Consider the following 16,006-nt stretch of genomic DNA (forward strand, 5'->3'; position numbering starts at 1 on the left):
GGCAGGTCCGGGCGATCCCCGGCGCGGTGCTGGGCTGGGACATGGGCACGGCGCTGGAAATGGGCCGCGCCCTTGGCATTGCACCGCTGGCGGTCGTGGAACTGCTGCCGGTGATCGAGGCGGAAATGATCCGCAAGACCAACCAGAAGATCGAGGAAGGCCGCCAGGATGGCTGAGAAAAAAGTATCCGTCCGGCTGGTGGCCGAGAACGGCCGGCAGGTCCGGGCGGAACTGGAGGGCGTCGGCAATGCTGGCGCCGCCAGCTTCCAGAAGCTGTCGAAGGAGGTGGACACGGCCGGCGTCATGTTGCGCCGCCTCGCCGGTATCGCGGCTGGCGCGCTCAGCATCCGCCAGGTCGCGCAATATGCCGATACCTGGACCGATCTGCGCTCGCGGGTCGATCTGGCGACCGGGTCGCAGGAGAAGGGCGCCGCCGTCATGGACCGGCTCGCGCAGATGGCGCGGCGCACCTATTCGGGAATCGAGCAGACGACCGAAAGCTGGCTCTCGAACGCCACCGCCCTGCGCGAACTCGGACTTTCCACCGCCGAGAGCCTCGATTTCACCGAGGCGCTGAACAACGCCATGGTGGTCTCGGGCGCAAAGGCCGAGCGCGCGGCCTCGGTCCAGAACGCGCTCTCGAAGGCGATGGCGCTGGGCAGCCTGTCGGGCGACAACCTCAATACCGTGATTCAGACCGGCGGCCGGGTGGCCGAACTGCTGGCGGCGGAACTTGGCACCACGGTTTCCGGCCTGCGAGTGATGGGAACGCAGGGCGCGATCACCGGCGAGGTGATCCGCACCGCGCTGGTCGGCAATCTGGAGCTGCTGCGCGAGGAAGCGGACTCCATGCCGGCCACCATCGGCGACGCGTTCACGCTGATCGGCAATGCGGCGCTGCAACTGGTTGGCAGCTGGGATCAGCTTCTGGGTGCCTCCTCCACCGTCGCCTCTGTGCTGATCCTTGTCGCGGACAATATCGAACGCCTCGCCTCGCTCGCGATTGCCTTCGCCGGCTTCATGGCCGGGCGCTGGGTGGCGGCTTTTGTCGCCGCCCGTGTCGCGACCTTCTCGCTGTCCACGGCGCTGACCGTGCTGCGGGGGGCGCTGATCCGCACCGGCATCGGCGCGCTGATCGTCGCGGCGGGCGAGCTGATCTACCAGTTTTCCTCGCTGGTCAAATCAGTCGGCGGCATCGGCACGGCGTTCAAGCTGCTAGGCGATGTCGCAAAGGAGGTCGGCCAGCGCATCGTCCTGGCCTTCCAGGCATCGTTCGCGCTGCTCAATGCGGCCTGGGATGGCTATCGCGCCTATGTGTTCACGGTGCTCGACCTGATCGTGACCGGGGGCGTCACCGCCGTGGACCGATATGTTGCGGTCTGGCACGGCGGGTTTGAGGCGATCAAGGCGATCTGGGCATTGCTGCCGGATGCCATTGGCGATCTGGCGTTCAAGGCGGCGAACGGGTTTATCGCCGGGGTCGAGGCGATGCTGAACGGCGTCGTCACCCGGATCAACAGTTTCATCTCCGGCATCAACGCCGCCCTCGCCATGCTGCCCGAATGGGCTGTCGGCGAAGGCGGAGCGCAGATCGGAACCTTGGACCCGTTCAACATCGGCCGCATCGACAACCCGTTCGAGGGATCCGCATCTGATGCAGGGAGCGCCGCGGCAGGCGCATTCGCCGATGCCTGGGACCGGAGCTACATCAAGCCCCCCGACCTGTTCGGTGATCTTGCCGATCAGGCGGCCGCGGCAGCCTCCGCCCATCTCGACGCCGCGCAGGCACTGGGCGCGGCGGCGGTCGCGCCGCTGGAAAGCTGGCAGGCGCTGAAGGATGCGGTCACCGCCTCAGGCGAGGATGGCGCGAACGCGCTGGACGATGCGGCTGGCGCGGCCGACCGGGTTGCCGGCGCCATGGATCGCGCCGGTGGCGCTGCGGGCCGGGCCGGTGCGGCTGGCAAGAAAGCCGGCGAAGACACTACAAACGGCGCGGAACAGGCGAAACAGGGCTGGGATGCGGTTATCGCCCCGCTCTCCGACTATGCCCAGAAGGCCCGCGACATCAGCGGTGATATCGGCAACGCGCTGGTCGGAGCGTTCCAGAGCGCCGAGAATGCGGTCGGCGAGTTCGTGAAGACCGGCAAGCTGAACTTCCGCGACCTCGTGACCTCGATGCTGGCCGACATGGCGAAGCTGGGCGCGCGCCGGTTCCTGCTCGGGCCGCTGGCCGGGATTCTGTCGGGCTTCATGCCGGGGCTGAATGTGCCGATCCTCCATGCCGGCGGCATGGTCGGCGGTGCAGCGCCGTCCCGCATGGTCTCGGCCATGGCCTTCGCCAATGCGCCCCGGATGCATTCCGGCGGCTGGGCGGGCCTGCGCTCGGACGAGGTGCCGGCGATCCTGCAGAAGGGCGAGCGGGTGCTCTCGCGCCGCGAAGCGGCGGGTTACTGGGGCGGCGTCACCATCAACATCAACGCCCGCGATGCCGAGAGCTTCCGGCAGTCGCGAGCACAGATTTCGGCAGATATCGCGCGGGCCGTCGCCATGGGAAGGAGAGGGGTGTAATGACTTTTCACGATGTCCGGTTCCCGGACAATATCAGCCGCGGTGCGCGCGGCGGGCCGGAGCGACGCACCCAGATCGTGGAACTGGCCTCCGGCGACGAGGAACGCAACGCCAGCTGGGCCAACTCGCGCCGCCGCTATGACGTCTCCTATGGCATCCGCCGCGCCGACGATCTCGACGCCGTGGTACAATTCTTCGAGGCCCGCAACGGGCGGCTGCACGGCTTCCGCTTCAAGGATTGGGGCGATCACAAATCCTGCAAGCCATCGGCGGTGGTGACGCACCAGGACCAGTTGCTCGGGACCGGCAACGGAACCGCAACCGCGTTCCAGCTTGTGAAGCGGTATGCCTCCGGGGCGCAGTCCTGGACCCGCTCGATCACCAGGCCGGTCGCGGACAGCGTCAGGCTGGCGCTTGGCGGCGTCGAGCAGCTTTCCGGCTGGTCGGTCGATACGACGACCGGTGTCGTTACATTCGGAACCGCACCCGCCGCTGGCGTCACCGTCCGCGCGGGGTTCGAATTCGACGTGCCCGTCCGCTTCGACAGTGACGCGCTCGACGTCACCCTCGATATCGAGCGGCTCGGCTCGATCACCTCCATCCCGCTCGTGGAAATCCGCCGATGAAAACGCTCCCTCCTGCCCTGCAGGCGCATCTGGACGATGGCACCACCACGCTGGCCTGGTGCTGGAAGATCACCCGCGCCGATGGCCAGAGCTTCGGTTTTACCGATCATGATTGCCCGCTTGTCTTCGGCGGCACGGACTATGAGCCGGAAAGCGGGCTTTCGGCATCCGAGATCCGGGCCGGCTCGGATCTGTCGGTGGATTCCCAGGATGCGCAGGGAGCGCTGACCTCGGGCCGGATCACCGAGACCGATATTCTGGACGGGCGCTGGGACAACGCACTGGTCGAGGTCTGGCGGGTGAACTGGAACGCCCTCGGCCAGCGGGTGCTGATCCGGCGCGGCGCCATCGGCGAGTTGCGGCGCGGGCGCATGTCCTTCGTCGCCGAGGTGCGCAGCATGGCGCATGTGCTGGGTCAGACGGTCGGCCGGGTCTATCAGGGCACCTGCGATGCGGCACTGGGCGACAGCCGATGCGGGGTGAACATTGCCGCCGCCGCTTATCGCGGCACCGGCGCGGTGGTCGATCCGATCCGCGACGGCGCCTTCACCGCCTCCGGCCTCGGTGGCTTCGCCAGCGGCTGGTTCAGCTTCGGTCATCTGGAATGGACGAGCGGCCCGAACAGCGGTCGGCTGGCCGAAGTGATGCTGCACGAGATCGCCTCCGGCGTGGTCACCATCACGCTGCTGGAAGCGCCTGTGCGCGCGGTCGCGGGCGGCAATGCGTTCACCATCCGCGCCGGCTGCGACAAGCGCAGCGCGACCTGCGCGGCCAAGTTCAGCAACATCGCCAACTTCCGCGGCTTCCCGCATATCCCCGGCCAGGACGCGGTTGTCCGCTACGCCACGGCGGATGGCGGGCACGAGGGGGCGGTGCTGTGAGAGGCGCGGCAGTTGCTGCACCGCATGCAGCATCTGATGCCCGGCCCGCCGATCCCCGATCCGTGATCGCCGCCGCGCGCGGCTGGCTCGGCACGCCCTATCACGATCAGGCCAGCGTCAAGGGCGTCGGCTGCGACTGCCTCGGGCTGGCGCGCGGCATCTGGCGCGAAGTGGTCGGAAGCGAGACGCTGCCGGTGCCGCCCTACAGCCGCGACTGGGGCGAGATCGGCAGCCGCGAGGTGCTGGCCGAGAATGCCGGCCGGGTGATGATCCGCATCGACCCGGCCGAGGCCGGGCCGGGCGCGGTGGTGCTGTTCCGCATGCGCGCGGGCGCCATCGTCAAGCATGTCGGGATCCTGACCGGCGAGGGCGCATTCGTCCACAGCTACGAGCGGCTCGGCGTGATCGAGGAGCCGCTCACCACCGCATGGCGGCGGCGCATTGCCTTCGCATTCCTGTTCCCGCGCCCGGCTCGCGCCCTGCACAAGAAGAAGACCTGACTCATGGCAACCATCCTTCTCGGCGCGGTCGGCACCGCCATCGGCGGCGGCTTCGGCGGCACGATCCTCGGCCTCTCCGGCGCTGCCATCGGCGGCATGATCGGCTCCGGCATCGGCTCGATGGTCGACAGCTGGATCGTCTCGTCGATGTTGCCCGGCCAGCGCATCGAGGGCGCGCGCATGGACAGCCTGCGCGTCACCTCGGCGACCGAAGGCGTGGTAATCCCGCGGCTCTATGGCCGCATGCGCATCGGCGGCAATATCATCTGGGCGACCGACTTCCGCGAGGAAACCAATGTTCACCGCCAGGGGGGCGGCAAAGGCGGCGGGCAGAAGGTCACCACGACCGAGTACCTCTACTATGCCAGTTTCGCGGTCGCGCTCTGCGAAGGCACGATCACCGGCATTGGCCGCATCTGGGCTGATGGCGAGATCGTGGATCTCAGCGAGGCGACGTGGCGCTGGTATTCGGGCAACGAGGCACAGGCCCCCGACCCCTTCATCGCGGCGAAGATGGGGGTGGGGAACACGCCTGCCTATCGCGGCACCGCCTATGTGGTGTTCGAGGAACTGCCGCTGGCGCGCTTCGGCAACCGCCTGCCGCAACTGTCCTTCGAGGTCTTCCGGCCTCTGGACGATGCCGACACCGCCGAGGGGCTGGTGCCCGCGGTCACCGTTATCCCGGCGTCGGGAGAATGGTCCTACGCAACCCAGATCGTGCGCAAGGCCGGGGACGGCGACAGCGCGGCCGAGAATGTCAACGCCATGGCCGGAACCGCCGACATGGTGGTTTCGCTGGACCGGCTGGAAGCCATGGTGCCAAAGGTCGAAAGCGCCTCGCTGGTGGTGTCCTGGTTCGGCGACGATCTGCGCGCCGGAAGCTGCACGATCCGCCCGAAGGTCGAAATGGCGCAGAAGAACACCACGCCTTCGTGGAGCGTCAACGGCGTGAGCCGCGGCGATGCGCTGGTGGTCAGTCAGGACGATCAGGGGCGGCCGATCTATGGTGGCACGCCAGCGGATTTCTCGGTGCTGCAGGCCATCCGCGAGATGAAGGCGCGCGGGCTCAAGGTGACCTTCTATCCGTTCCTGATGATGGATGTCCCGGCCGGCAACACCCTGCCGGATCCCTGGTCCGACTATGCCGCAACCATCGGCCAGTCGGTGCTGCCGTGGCGCGGGCGGATCACCTGCTCACCTGCCGCCGGTTTCGCCGGAACCGTGGACAAGACCGCCGCCGCCGCGGCGCAGGTCGATGCCTTCTTCGGCAATGCCCAGCCCTCGGATTTCGCAGTCAGCGGCGACAGCGTGACGTGGACCGGCGGCACGGATTGGGGCTTCCGGCGCATGATCCTGCATTACGCCCATCTCTGTGCGGCGGCGGGTGGTGTGGACGCCTTCCTGATCGGCTCGGAAATGCGCGGGCTGACCTCGATCAGATCCGGGGCATCGACCTATCCGGCGGTTGCCGCGTTGCAATCGCTGGCCGCTGCCGTCCGCTCGATCCTCGGGCCGGGCACTAAGATCAGCTATGCCGCCGATTGGTCGGAGTATTTCGGGCACCACCCGGGCGATGGCTCGGGCGACGTGTTCTTCCACCTCGACCCGCTCTGGGCGGATGCCAATGTCGATTTCATCGGTATCGACAATTACATGCCGCTTTCCGACTGGCGCGATGGCTGGGAGCATCTCGATGCGCTGGCATGGCCGTCGATCTACGACCGCGCCTATCTGCAATCGAACATTGCCGGCGGCGAGGGCTTCGACTGGTACTATGCCAGCGAGGGCGACCGGATCGCGCAGAACCGCACGCAGATCGAGGACAGCATCACACCGGGCGCCGGCGGCAAGGTCATCACCGCGATGCCTGTTGCAGCACCCGGCATCAGCCAAAGTCCCGGCGCCAGTTTCACCACCACGGTGCCATATCGGAGTGCCAGCATCACCCTATCCTGCCGGGTTCAGTTCCCAACCCTGATCGCGGACGGTATTGTTTTCGAGATCGGCAACCTGAGCAGCGGCATGTTCTTCGGCCTGGCTGGCGGTCAGCTGATCCTGCACGAGATATTCTCGGCCATCGGACAGACAAGGATGGCCTCTACCCCTGCCGCCTCGCTCGCTGGCAGGACCGCCGATCTGGTCGCATGGTTCGACATGGCAAGCGGCGAGATCGGCTTTGCTGTCGACGGGAATGTCGCGGCCACGGCAAGCTTCGGCGGGTCCGTATCCGGCACATGGGCCGCCAACAACGGCGGGGGATATGGCCTTGCCAACGGCCCGGTGTCGGGGTCCAGCACCGTCACGACAGCACTCCCCTGGCCGGGAACGCTGGTCAGCAATCTCAGCATATGGTCGGGCGCGGTCCCGAGTTTCGCGACCTTGCCGGCGGTGGCACCCGAGCCGTGGATCTTCCGCTACAAGGACATCCGCGGCTGGTGGTCGAACCCGCATCGCAACCGGCCGGGCGGGATCCCCGCAGCGTCCCCGACCGCATGGCTGCCGCAGTCGAAGCCGATCCGGTTTACCGAACTCGGTTGCCCTGCCGTGGATCGCGGCCCCAACCAGCCGAACGTGTTTCATGACCCGAAATCCTCGGAATCCTTCGTGCCCTGGTTCTCGCGCGGCTGGCGCGACGATGCCGTCCAGCGAGCCTATCTGGAAGCGACCTACCTGTTCTGGGGTGACGCCGCAAACAACCCGGTCTCGACCGGATATGCCGGCCGCATGGTCGAGGTGGCGGAATGCGCGGCATGGACCTGGGATGCCCGGCCTTATCCGTTCTTCCCGCAACTCGGGGACATATGGGCGGATGGCGACAACTGGCGGCTGGGCCACTGGCTGACCGGGCGGCTGGGCGCGGTGTCGCTGGCGGCGCTGGTGCGTGATCTCTGCCTGCGCGCCGGCATGCCCTCGGCGTGGATCGATGTCTCGGGCCTCACCGGCGCGGCGGACGGCTATGTGATCTCGGCCCTGGAATCGCCGCGGACCTCGATCACCATGCTGGCGCGGCATTTCGGCTTCGATGCCGTCGAGAGCGAGGGGCGCATTCGCTTCGTCATGCGCGGGCGCGCGCCGGTCGCGACCGTCGCTCTGGACGGCATGGCGGCGGGCCGGAGCGACGTGATGGAACTGGCGCGCGGCCAGGAGACTGAACTGCCGCAGGCCCTGAAATGGCAGGTGGCGCGCGCGGACGAGGATTATGACGGCATCACCGTCGAGTCCCGCCGCATTGCCGTGAGCGCCAGCAGGGTATCCTCGGACAGCTTTCCGATGGCGGTGCCGCCCGAGGAAGCCGACCGGCGCTGCCGCCGGGCGCTGATGGAGGCATGGATCGGCCGCGAGACCGGAGCCTTCAGCCTGCCGCCCTCGATGCTGGCGCTGGATCCCGGCGATGTCATCGCGCTGGATCACGACGGACGGCTTGCCGAGATGCGCATCCTCACGGTTTCCGATGCCGAGGCCCGCAGCATCGAGACCATCCGCCAGGACCGGGATGCCTATGACCTGCCGCCCGGAAGCCCTCGCCAGGCTGCGCTTGCCCGGCCGGTCGTGTTCGGTGCGCCGCTGGTCGAACTTCTGAACCTGCCGCAACTGCGCGAGGATCTCGCGCCACACCACCCGCTGATCGCCACCCATGCCCGCCCCTGGCCGGGCCAGATGGCGGTGTTCCGCAGCCCCGAGGCTTCCGGCTTCGAACTGCTGACCACAGTCAGCACCCGGGCGCGCATGGGCGAACTGGTGGCCGATCTCCATGCCGGCCCAACCTCTCGGTTCGACTACGGCAACTCGGTCTATCTCGACCTGCTGTCAGGCACCCTCGAGAGCGTCACCGACCTGCGCCTGTTCGCTGGCGAGAACGCGCTCGCCGTCGCGCAGCCGGGCGGCGGCTGGGAGATCCTGCAATTCGGCGCCGCCGAACTGATCGCCGCCGGCCGCTATCGGCTCTCGCGGCTGCTGCGCGGTCAGCGCGGCACGGAGGCCGACATGGCAGCGGCGGTGCCGGCCGGGGCGCGGGTGGTGGTGCTGGACGCAGCGCTGGCCCCGCTGCCGGTGAGCCAGGCCGATCTGGGCATGCCGTGGAACTGGCGCGTCGGGCCATCTTCGCGGCCGGTCAGCGACGACAGCTTCACCGCGCGGGCCTTCACACTACGCGGCACGGGTCTGCGCCCGTTCGCGCCCGTGCATGTCGAGCAGCCTTGGCGGCGCGCGCGCAGCCCCGGCGACCTGACCATCCGCTGGATCCGTCGCGACCGCTCGCTCGCCGCCGACAGCTGGAACGCGGTCGAGATCCCGATGTCCGAGGCTGGCGAGTCTTGGCGGGTCGAGATCCTCAACGGCGCAGTTGTCAAGAGATCCTTGACGACTGTGACCGCCAGCGTGGTCTACACTGCGGCGCAGCAAACCGCCGATTGGGGCGCGCCGCTCGCCCCCGGTGCGTCCCTCGATATCCGCATTGCCCAGATCGGGCAGGCGTTCGGTGCCGGGGCGGCCCCTGTCACCACCCTCTGGTTCTAAACAGGAGACAACCCATGCCTGACACCACAGCGCATCTCGCGCTGCCCTTCATCATGGCCGCGCAGGCCCAGAAGCACGTGACCATGAACGAGGCGCTACGACTGCTCGACGGCATCGTGCAGCTATCCGTTCTCGACCGCGATCTGACCGCGCCGCCGGCAAGTCCGGCCGAAGGCGACCGCTATATCGCAGCCAGTGGCGCGACGGGCGCGTGGGCTGGCTGGGACCGCAGCATCGCCTACTGGATCGACGGCGCCTGGATGCGGATCCTGCCCGCGCCCGGCTGGATGGCCTGGATCGAGGACGAGGCGCAGGCCATCGTCTGGACCGGATCGGCGTGGATCCCGGTTGTGGATGCCATGGGCTTCATCGCGCAGGCAGCCTCGGTCGCCGTGGCGCGGGAGGCAAATGGCGCGACCACCGGCATCGCAGTGCGGGAAGAAACCCTCTCCGGCCTTTCCGGGGCCAGCCGGGACTCGACCATCGTGATCCCCAACCGCGCCATCGTGCTCGGCGTATCCGTGCGGACCGTGACCGCGGTGCTGGGCGCCAGCTCCTTCGACTGCGGCGTCAACGGCGAGCCCTCGAAGTTCGGCGGCGCGCTCGGCGTCGCCGTGGGCAGCAGCAATATCGGCGTCATCGGCCCGACGGCGTTCTATGCCGACACGCCCGTGCGCCTCACCGCCAATGGCGGCAGCTTTGCCGGCGGCGCGGTGCGCATTGCCATCCATTACCTGACCTGCGCCGCGCCGGACTGAACCCATGGGAGAGAACCTCATGGACAGCATCCGCGAATGGTGGGGCGCGATCATGGCGGCAACCGGGCTGGGCGTCTGGCTGGTCCGTCTTGAAGGTGCCTCCAAAACCGCCCTGCGCGAGATCTCAAGGCTGGAAAAGCAGCTCGACGCCGACCGCCAGGCGATCTCGGAAACCCGCAAGGAACAGAACGAGATGCTGCGCGAGATGCGCGCCGACATCAAACGCCTGCTGGAACGCAGCGGTCCCGCCCGCGACTGACCGACGCCCAACCCGACCATCCACCCACCCCGCCAGCGCGCGGGGTATTTTTTATGGAGAGAACCATGTCTGTGGCGAAAGAAACCATCGAGCACGTCAAGCGCTGGGAGGGCCTGCGGCTGGAGGCCTATCCCGATCCCGGCAGCAAGGACGGCACCCCCTGGAGCATCGGTTACGGGCACACCTCGGACCGCTTCATGACAGTCCACAAGGGCCTGAAGATCACCGAGGCACAGGCCGAGGCCGCGCTGGAGCACGATCTGGGCGAGGCCGAGGATATCCTGCGCCGGCTGGTCAAGGTGCCGCTCACCGATGGGCAAAGGGCGGCGCTGACCAGCTTCGTCTTCAACATCGGCGAGGGGCAGTTCGCTGGTTCCACCCTGCTCAGAAAGCTGAATGCCGGCGATCATGATGCCGTGCCCGATCAGCTTGCGCGATGGGTCTATAATGACGGCAAGAAGATGACCGGGCTGGTCAACCGCCGCGCGGCCGAGATCGGCCTGTGGTCGAAGGGCAGTTTTGTCTCGTCGCGCACGGTCGAGGCCGCAGTCCCGCCCCTGGTCGAAAAGCTGGTCACGCCGGAAGTGCTGACAGCGGCGGGCGGCGCGCTGGCCGGGCTGACCGGGACGCTGCAGGGCGACGGGCCGGTCTCCTTCGCGCTGGCAGCGCTGATCGTCATGGCCGGGGCCTGGGTGCTGTTCCGGCTGATCAGGCGGGCCTCGTGATGCTGGCCCGCTTCAAGTCCTGGCTGGCCATCGCCGCCGCCGCCATCCTGTTCATCCTCGGCGCGCGGCGCAGCGGCGAGAAGGCCGGGCGCGCCAACGAACGCCTCGAAAATCTGGAAAGGACCAATGATGCGCGTCAAAGGATGCTCGATGCCGCCAGCCGCCGCCCTCATGATCGCGATGCTCTCGCTGAGCGGCTGCGCGACGGAAAGTTCTGACAACGCCCCCTGCCCGCCCGTGGTGGAATACAGCACCGCCGAGCAGACCCGCGCCGCGGCCGAAGTCGAGGCCCTGCCGGAAAGTGCGGTGCTGGTACGAATGATGAGCGATTACGCCGTACTGCGTGATCAGGCACGGGCCTGCAGGTGATAGCCGGGCCGGGCACAGCCCTGCGGGAAGCGCCAAACACCTCGACCACAGCATCATGCCCGGCCCGGTTCACGGCTTCACGGTTTCAAAAAGCGGCAGGGATTCGCTGCGCGGGCATGGTCGCATGAGCAGACCACCTCTGTCGCGCATCAAAACAGGCACAGTTGGGCCCCCTGGACAGTGCCAGACATACCGCAGGTCATCCTACCGCCGAACGTCATAAAGGGGCGGAGAGCGGACGGTCGCTGCGCAAAGGATGGAGGTCAGCAATGCGGACAAAGCGGACGGTCGCGTTGGCGTCGACCACTATTCCATCATTCTCAGCAGCGAGTCGGTCACCATCGCCTTGACCTCCGGCGACAGCGGTCGTCCGCCCATGGCCCGGTGAGCCCAAAGCCCGTCAGCTGCAATCCGCGCCAAGAAGTTTGCTCGGCCCACAGGATCATCCACCTGCGGAGCCGGTGGTGCCCAATGATCCATCACTTCTGACCACACCTGAGCCAACCGTTCATCCCCGGCGCTTTCCAGCATCATCAGCAGCTCGGCCCGGGTGGCATCCCGGCTGCAGCTTTGCACATAGGCTTTGTAGCGGTCGGCGGGCAGGTCCGGGTCCGGTGTAAGACTGAGCAGTTGCGCCTCCCATTGCCGGGCAAGGTGCTGGTGCGTGGCTAGGATTAGCTCATCACGGGAGGAGAAGTGATAGATGATCCCTCCCCGGGTTATGCCGGTTTCTGCAGCCACAGCGTCGAAGGTGACCGCTGTGACCCCATCCCGCTCGATCAGCCGCACCACCCCATCGAGGATCTTGTCACGGTTGCTCTCTCTCATCGTGATCTCCTCAATGCGGATAGTGCGAAGACTGCGAACCCGGTCCATAGGACCGCAGTAATACGCCGGTGAACAGCGCACCAAGCGCAATGACACCCGCGACGACATACATCACCATCAGGAAAGCGCGGTCAAACGCCGTTGACGCGGCCTGTTTTAGCGCAATGCCATCGGCGCCCATCTCATCGGCAATCGACAAAGCATTGGGCAGGCTGTCGCGCGCCGCCGCAGCGATGCCCCCAGGCAAAACAACGCCCAGAGAATAGACCGCCGCCATCAGGCTGCCCAAAAGGGCAACGGCAATCAGACTGCCGAACTCAAAGGAAACCTCCTCGACCGAGGCTGCCATCCCGGCGTTTTTCACCGGCGCATTGCCGACGATGGCAGTGGAGGCCACCGACATGGCCGCCCCGACCCCAGCACCCGCAAGCACCGATCCGGCGATCAGCCAACCGATGCCGTGGCTGATCCCCAAGGTTGCGATCAGGACACCGACCGTCGCTACCGCCAGCCCGCCCGCGATTAGGATGCGCAGCCCGATCCGGTGCAGGAAGGCACCACCAAGCATTGCGGTCGGCAGCGACCCGATGGCTGCCAACGAAACAAGGATGCCCGCCTGCATGGGCGTGAAGCCGGCGACCAGCTGGAAGCGCTGCGTGGTTGCCAGTTGCAGCCCGGCGAAGGCGAACATGGCAAAGGCCGCAGCCAGAGTGCCCGCAAGGAAGGCCGGGTTGCGAAACAAGGCAAAGTTCAGGAGCGGGTCCGCCAGCCGGGATTGCCGACGCGTGAACAGGAGCGTTGCGATCAGGCCGATGGCTGCTGCGGCGGCGGGGACTGCCCAGGATTGCCCGGCATGAGCGGTTTCCTTGATGGCGATCACCAGCGCCGCTAGGGAAACCAACGCCAGCACGGATGAGACGAAATCCCAGTGCCGCGACCTGTCGGGAGCAACCCTCGGTGCCACAATCAGCGTCGAGATGAACGCGAGGGCCACCACCGGCACGTTCACCAGGAACACCGATCCCCACCAGAAATGGGACAGCAGGAAGCCCGAGATGATTGGCCCGAGTGCGACGCCGATCACCGAGATCGAGCCCCAGATCGCGATGGCGAAATTGCGCTCTTTCTCATCGGTGAAGCTGACCCGCAGTAGGGCAAGCGTGGCGGGCATCATTGCGGCGGCACCGACCGCAAGGAAGGCCCGGGCCGCGATGAGGACATTGGCCGTTGGCGCGAATGCCGCGACCAGCGAGGCGATGCCGAACAGGACCAGCCCGATCAGAAACATTAGACGATGCCCGACGCGGTCACCGAGCGTGCCCGCCCCAAGAAGCAACCCCGCCATGACAAGAGGATAGGCGTTGATGATCCACAGACCCTGGGTCTGGCTCGCGCCCAGTTCCCGGGTCAGGGTCGGCAGGGCGGTATAGAGGATGGAGTTGTCCAGCGTGATCAGCAGCAGACCAGCCGCCACAGTCACCAGAACCGCCCAACGGTTGCGGGGGGATACAGTCATTTTCAATGCACCTTGGCTAACACTTAACTATACTATCATGTTTGTATAGTTTTGCTAGACTGATTTTGTTTGTGTCAACCGGCGGGCTGTGCTGCAGCATCACACCAATCTAGGCGTCTGCTTTGGGCTCCAAGTGGACCTTCGTTGCAATGAAGTCGAACGGCAGCTCCGGGCCGTTCGTACGTCGACAGGCGGTGTCAGCGCCGCTCGTCATCGTCCCCGAAACCGGATGACATTATCACCGCGCATGAAGGCGACGGCGCCTTCTTCCTCGATTGCCTGGATAGCGGCGTTTCTTGCCTCCTTGTCGGAGGCGAACTGATCGTCCCAAACGTGGCTGGTGCCATCCTGGTCGACGACCTCAAGCATCCAGTTCTGATCCGTTTCAGCACGGTAGATTTCGATGGAGAAAGGATGGCCGTCGATGATGACACGCTGGCTTTTGCCCGACGTGACTATGTTCGGTTCTTCTTCGATCATCTGGTGGACCCCGGCTTGTCGGTATCTGTCCAGTATGCGCCTACCGTCAGCCGGGTCAATCGCCTGCAGCGACGCGGTCTCGCCGCCGTTTCCCCATGCAGCCCGTTTTTGTTGAGTTGGTGTTGAGTCGTCGGTGGACGGCAAAAAGCCCCGCCTTGTTGCGAGGCGTAACGTGCTGATTTATTAGTAAAATTTGGTTGCGGGGGCAGGATTTGAACCTGCGGCCTTCAGGTTATGAGCCTGACGAGCTACCGGGCTGCTCTACCCCGCGACCGTGCCGCGGCTGCGGCTTGGTTTTTCCCGCTGGATGATTTTTTGCGGGGAATTGGATCGTTCGGAGAGGATTGCGTTTCTTTCCAGGTCTGGCGGTGACCTACTCTCCCGCGTCTTGAGACGCAGTACCATTGGCGCGACGGCGCTTAACGGCCGAGTTCGGGATGGGATCGGGTGTTTCGCTCGTGCTATGGCCACCAGACCGGGAAAGAAACGCTCAGCGTGTCCCCTTTCGGGGACGCCTTGTCCAAGTTGCTTTTGAGGGAAGGACAGATGGTCTGTCTTCTTCCGGATCAAATCAAGCCAATCGAGCCATTAGTACCGGTCAACTGAACGCATTGCTGCGCTTACATCTCCGGCCTATCGACGTGGTGGTCTTCCACGGCTCTCGAGGGATACCTTGTTTTGAGGGGGGCTTCACGCTTAGATGCCTTCAGCGTTTATCCTGTCCGTTCATAGCTACCCAGCACTGCCGTTGGCACGACAACTGGTCCACCAGTGGAACGTTCACCCCGGTCCTCTCGTACTAGGGGCAACTCCTCTCAAGTATCCTACACCCACGGCAGATAGGGACCGAACTGTCTCACGACGTTCTAAACCCAGCTCACGTACCTCTTTAAATGGCGAACAGCCATACCCTTGGGACCTGCTCCAGCCCCAGGATGAGATGAGCCGACATCGAGGTGCCAAACGATGCCGTCGATATGGACTCTTGGGCATCATCAGCCTGTTATCCCCAGCGTACCTTTTATCCGTTGAGCGATGGCCCTCCCACTTGGGACCACCGGATCACTATGGCCGTCTTTCGACTCTGCTCGACTTGTCAGTCTTGCAGTCAGGCTGGCTTCTGCCATTGCACTCAACGAGCGATTTCCGACCGCTCTGAGCCAACCTTCGCGCGCCTCCGTTACTCTTTAGGAGGCGACCGCCCCAGTCAAACTACCCACCACGCAGGGTCCCGGACCCGGATAACGGGCCGCGGTTAGACATCAAGAGTGCGAAGGGTGGTATCTCAAGGATGGCTCCACGGGAACTGGCGTCCCCGCTTCAAAGCCTACCACCTATCCTGCACATCACAATCCTGATGCCAGTGCGAAGCTATAGTAAAGGTGCATGGGGTCTTTCCGTCTAACCGCGGGAAGTCTGCATCTTCACAGACAATTCAATTTCGCTGAGTCCACGTTTGAGACAGCGGGGAGATCGTTACGCCATTCGTGCAGGTCGGAACTTACCCGACAAGGAATTTCGCTACCTTAGGACCGTTATAGTTACGGCCGCCGTTTACCGGGGCTTCAATTCGGAGCTTGCACCCCTCCTTTTAACCTTCCGGCACCGGGCAGGCGTCAGACTGTATACGTCGCCTTACGGCTTCGCACAGCCCTGTGTTTTAAGTAAACAGTCGCCACCCCCTGGTTTGTGCCCCCTGCCCACAGTTGCCTGCAAACAGGGCCTCCTTCTCGCGAACTTACGGAGGTATTTTGCCGAGTTCCTTAAACGTGGTTCTCTCAAGCGCCTTGGTATTCTCTACCAGTCCACCTGTGTCGGTTTAGGGTACGATCTTGTGGAGGGCTATTTCCAGGGACCCCGCAGCTGCCAGACCAATCCAGTAAGGACTGACAACATCAAGGATCCGTCACCATCTCCTGGCCCAGGAATATTAACCTGGTTCCCATCGACTACGCCTTTCGGCCTCGCCTTAGGGGTCGGC

The 16,006-nt window shown here is 65.4% G+C and carries 13 protein-coding genes, 1 tRNA gene, 2 rRNA genes and 2 pseudogenes (1 of these 18 cut by a window edge); 12 read left to right on the plus strand and 6 right to left on the minus strand.

Features of this window, described 5'->3' with window-relative positions; all coding sequences use genetic code 11:
* Positions 1 to 26 precede the first annotated feature (26 nt).
* From B0A89_RS15020 to B0A89_RS15285, 12 genes and pseudogenes are all read left to right on the plus strand, one after another.
* The gene (locus B0A89_RS15020) at positions 27 to 176 is read left to right on the plus strand and encodes a DUF7697 family protein (protein ID WP_240558607.1); all 150 of its coding nucleotides are present in this window, start codon (positions 27 to 29) and stop codon (positions 174 to 176) included.
* Entirely contained in the window at positions 169 to 2,568 is a 2,400-nt protein-coding gene (locus B0A89_RS02695) for a tape measure protein (protein ID WP_085376819.1), read from the plus strand. The genes B0A89_RS15020 and B0A89_RS02695 overlap by 8 nt, the downstream gene beginning before the upstream one ends.
* Positions 2,568 to 3,194: a DUF2460 domain-containing protein gene (locus B0A89_RS02700; protein WP_085376820.1), complete on the plus strand. Its 627-nt coding sequence runs from the start codon at positions 2,568 to 2,570 to the stop codon at positions 3,192 to 3,194. Before B0A89_RS02695 ends, B0A89_RS02700 begins: the two co-directional genes overlap by 1 nt.
* A complete protein-coding gene (locus B0A89_RS02705) occupies positions 3,191 to 4,075 on the plus strand; it encodes a DUF2163 domain-containing protein (protein WP_085376821.1) in 885 nt (294 codons plus the stop codon). The genes B0A89_RS02700 and B0A89_RS02705 overlap by 4 nt, the downstream gene beginning before the upstream one ends.
* Positions 4,076 to 4,137: 62 nt before the next feature.
* Positions 4,138 to 4,575: an NlpC/P60 family protein gene (locus tag B0A89_RS02710; protein ID WP_240558608.1), complete on the plus strand. Its 438-nt coding sequence runs from the start codon at positions 4,138 to 4,140 to the stop codon at positions 4,573 to 4,575.
* A gap of 3 nt (positions 4,576 to 4,578) precedes the next feature.
* A pseudogene (locus B0A89_RS15430) lies at positions 4,579 to 6,399 on the plus strand (baseplate multidomain protein megatron); the annotation flags it as partial.
* 567 nt (positions 6,400 to 6,966) lie between these two features.
* Positions 6,967 to 9,090: pseudogene (locus B0A89_RS15435) on the plus strand (baseplate multidomain protein megatron); the annotation flags it as partial.
* Between the two features lie 14 nt (positions 9,091 to 9,104).
* The gene (locus B0A89_RS02725) at positions 9,105 to 9,848 is read left to right on the plus strand and encodes a DUF2793 domain-containing protein (RefSeq protein ID WP_085376823.1); all 744 of its coding nucleotides are present in this window, start codon (positions 9,105 to 9,107) and stop codon (positions 9,846 to 9,848) included.
* 4 nt (positions 9,849 to 9,852) lie between these two features.
* A complete protein-coding gene (locus tag B0A89_RS02730) occupies positions 9,853 to 10,107 on the plus strand; it encodes a hypothetical protein (protein ID WP_143796730.1) in 255 nt (84 codons plus the stop codon).
* Positions 10,108 to 10,172: 65 nt separating this feature from the next.
* Positions 10,173 to 10,832, plus strand: a complete 660-nt coding sequence (locus B0A89_RS02735) for a lysozyme (protein ID WP_085376825.1) — start codon at positions 10,173 to 10,175, stop codon at positions 10,830 to 10,832.
* Positions 10,832 to 11,050 (plus strand): hypothetical protein, encoded by a 219-nt coding sequence (locus tag B0A89_RS02740; protein WP_043132454.1) that lies wholly within the window; start codon positions 10,832 to 10,834, stop codon positions 11,048 to 11,050. The genes B0A89_RS02735 and B0A89_RS02740 overlap by 1 nt, the downstream gene beginning before the upstream one ends.
* 22 nt (positions 11,051 to 11,072) lie before the next feature.
* Positions 11,073 to 11,201 carry a hypothetical protein gene (locus B0A89_RS15285; RefSeq protein WP_276207438.1) on the plus strand — a complete coding sequence of 43 codons (129 nt, stop codon included), beginning with the start codon at positions 11,073 to 11,075 and terminating at the stop codon, positions 11,199 to 11,201.
* A gap of 306 nt (positions 11,202 to 11,507) precedes the next feature.
* On the opposite strand, the gene B0A89_RS02750 is transcribed toward B0A89_RS15285, so the two are convergent.
* From B0A89_RS02750 to B0A89_RS02775, 6 genes are all read right to left on the minus strand, one after another.
* Positions 11,508 to 12,029, minus strand: a complete 522-nt coding sequence (locus tag B0A89_RS02750) for a TetR/AcrR family transcriptional regulator (RefSeq protein ID WP_036706857.1) — start codon at positions 12,027 to 12,029, stop codon at positions 11,508 to 11,510.
* A 10-nt stretch (positions 12,030 to 12,039) separates the two neighbouring features.
* Positions 12,040 to 13,545 (minus strand): MFS transporter, encoded by a 1,506-nt coding sequence (locus tag B0A89_RS02755; protein ID WP_085376826.1) that lies wholly within the window; start codon positions 13,543 to 13,545, stop codon positions 12,040 to 12,042.
* A 210-nt stretch (positions 13,546 to 13,755) separates the two neighbouring features.
* Positions 13,756 to 14,169, minus strand: coding sequence for a hypothetical protein (locus B0A89_RS02760; protein WP_240558610.1), 414 nt, complete (start codon positions 14,167 to 14,169; stop codon positions 13,756 to 13,758).
* A gap of 50 nt (positions 14,170 to 14,219) precedes the next feature.
* Positions 14,220 to 14,296 (minus strand) — tRNA-Met (locus B0A89_RS02765).
* Positions 14,297 to 14,385: 89 nt separating this feature from the next.
* Positions 14,386 to 14,500, minus strand: a 5S ribosomal RNA gene (gene rrf, locus B0A89_RS02770).
* Positions 14,501 to 14,592: 92 nt separating this feature from the next.
* Positions 14,593 to 16,006 (minus strand): 23S ribosomal RNA (locus tag B0A89_RS02775); it runs 1,414 nt beyond the window's last position.

The organism is Paracoccus contaminans (genome assembly GCF_002105555.1).
Classification (GTDB): domain Bacteria; phylum Pseudomonadota; class Alphaproteobacteria; order Rhodobacterales; family Rhodobacteraceae; genus Paracoccus; species Paracoccus contaminans.

Bases quoted from the DNA above. Each gene is read 5' to 3' on its own strand.
- B0A89_RS02740 (WP_043132454.1), top strand. From the start codon at position 10,832: ATGCTGGCCCGCTTCAAGTCCTGGCTGGCCATCGCCGCCGCCGCCATC.
- B0A89_RS02695 (WP_085376819.1), top strand. From the start codon at position 169: ATGGCTGAGAAAAAAGTATCCGTCCGGCTGGTGGCCGAGAACGGCCGG.
- B0A89_RS02700 (WP_085376820.1), top strand. From the start codon at position 2,568: ATGACTTTTCACGATGTCCGGTTCCCGGACAATATCAGCCGCGGTGCG.
- B0A89_RS02735 (WP_085376825.1), top strand. From the start codon at position 10,173: ATGTCTGTGGCGAAAGAAACCATCGAGCACGTCAAGCGCTGGGAGGGC.
- B0A89_RS02750 (WP_036706857.1), bottom strand. From the start codon at position 12,029: ATGAGAGAGAGCAACCGTGACAAGATCCTCGATGGGGTGGTGCGGCTG.
- B0A89_RS02705 (WP_085376821.1), top strand. From the start codon at position 3,191: ATGAAAACGCTCCCTCCTGCCCTGCAGGCGCATCTGGACGATGGCACC.
- B0A89_RS02755 (WP_085376826.1), bottom strand. From the start codon at position 13,545: ATGACTGTATCCCCCCGCAACCGTTGGGCGGTTCTGGTGACTGTGGCG.
- B0A89_RS02725 (WP_085376823.1), top strand. From the start codon at position 9,105: ATGCCTGACACCACAGCGCATCTCGCGCTGCCCTTCATCATGGCCGCG.
- B0A89_RS02730 (WP_143796730.1), top strand. From the start codon at position 9,853: ATGGGAGAGAACCTCATGGACAGCATCCGCGAATGGTGGGGCGCGATC.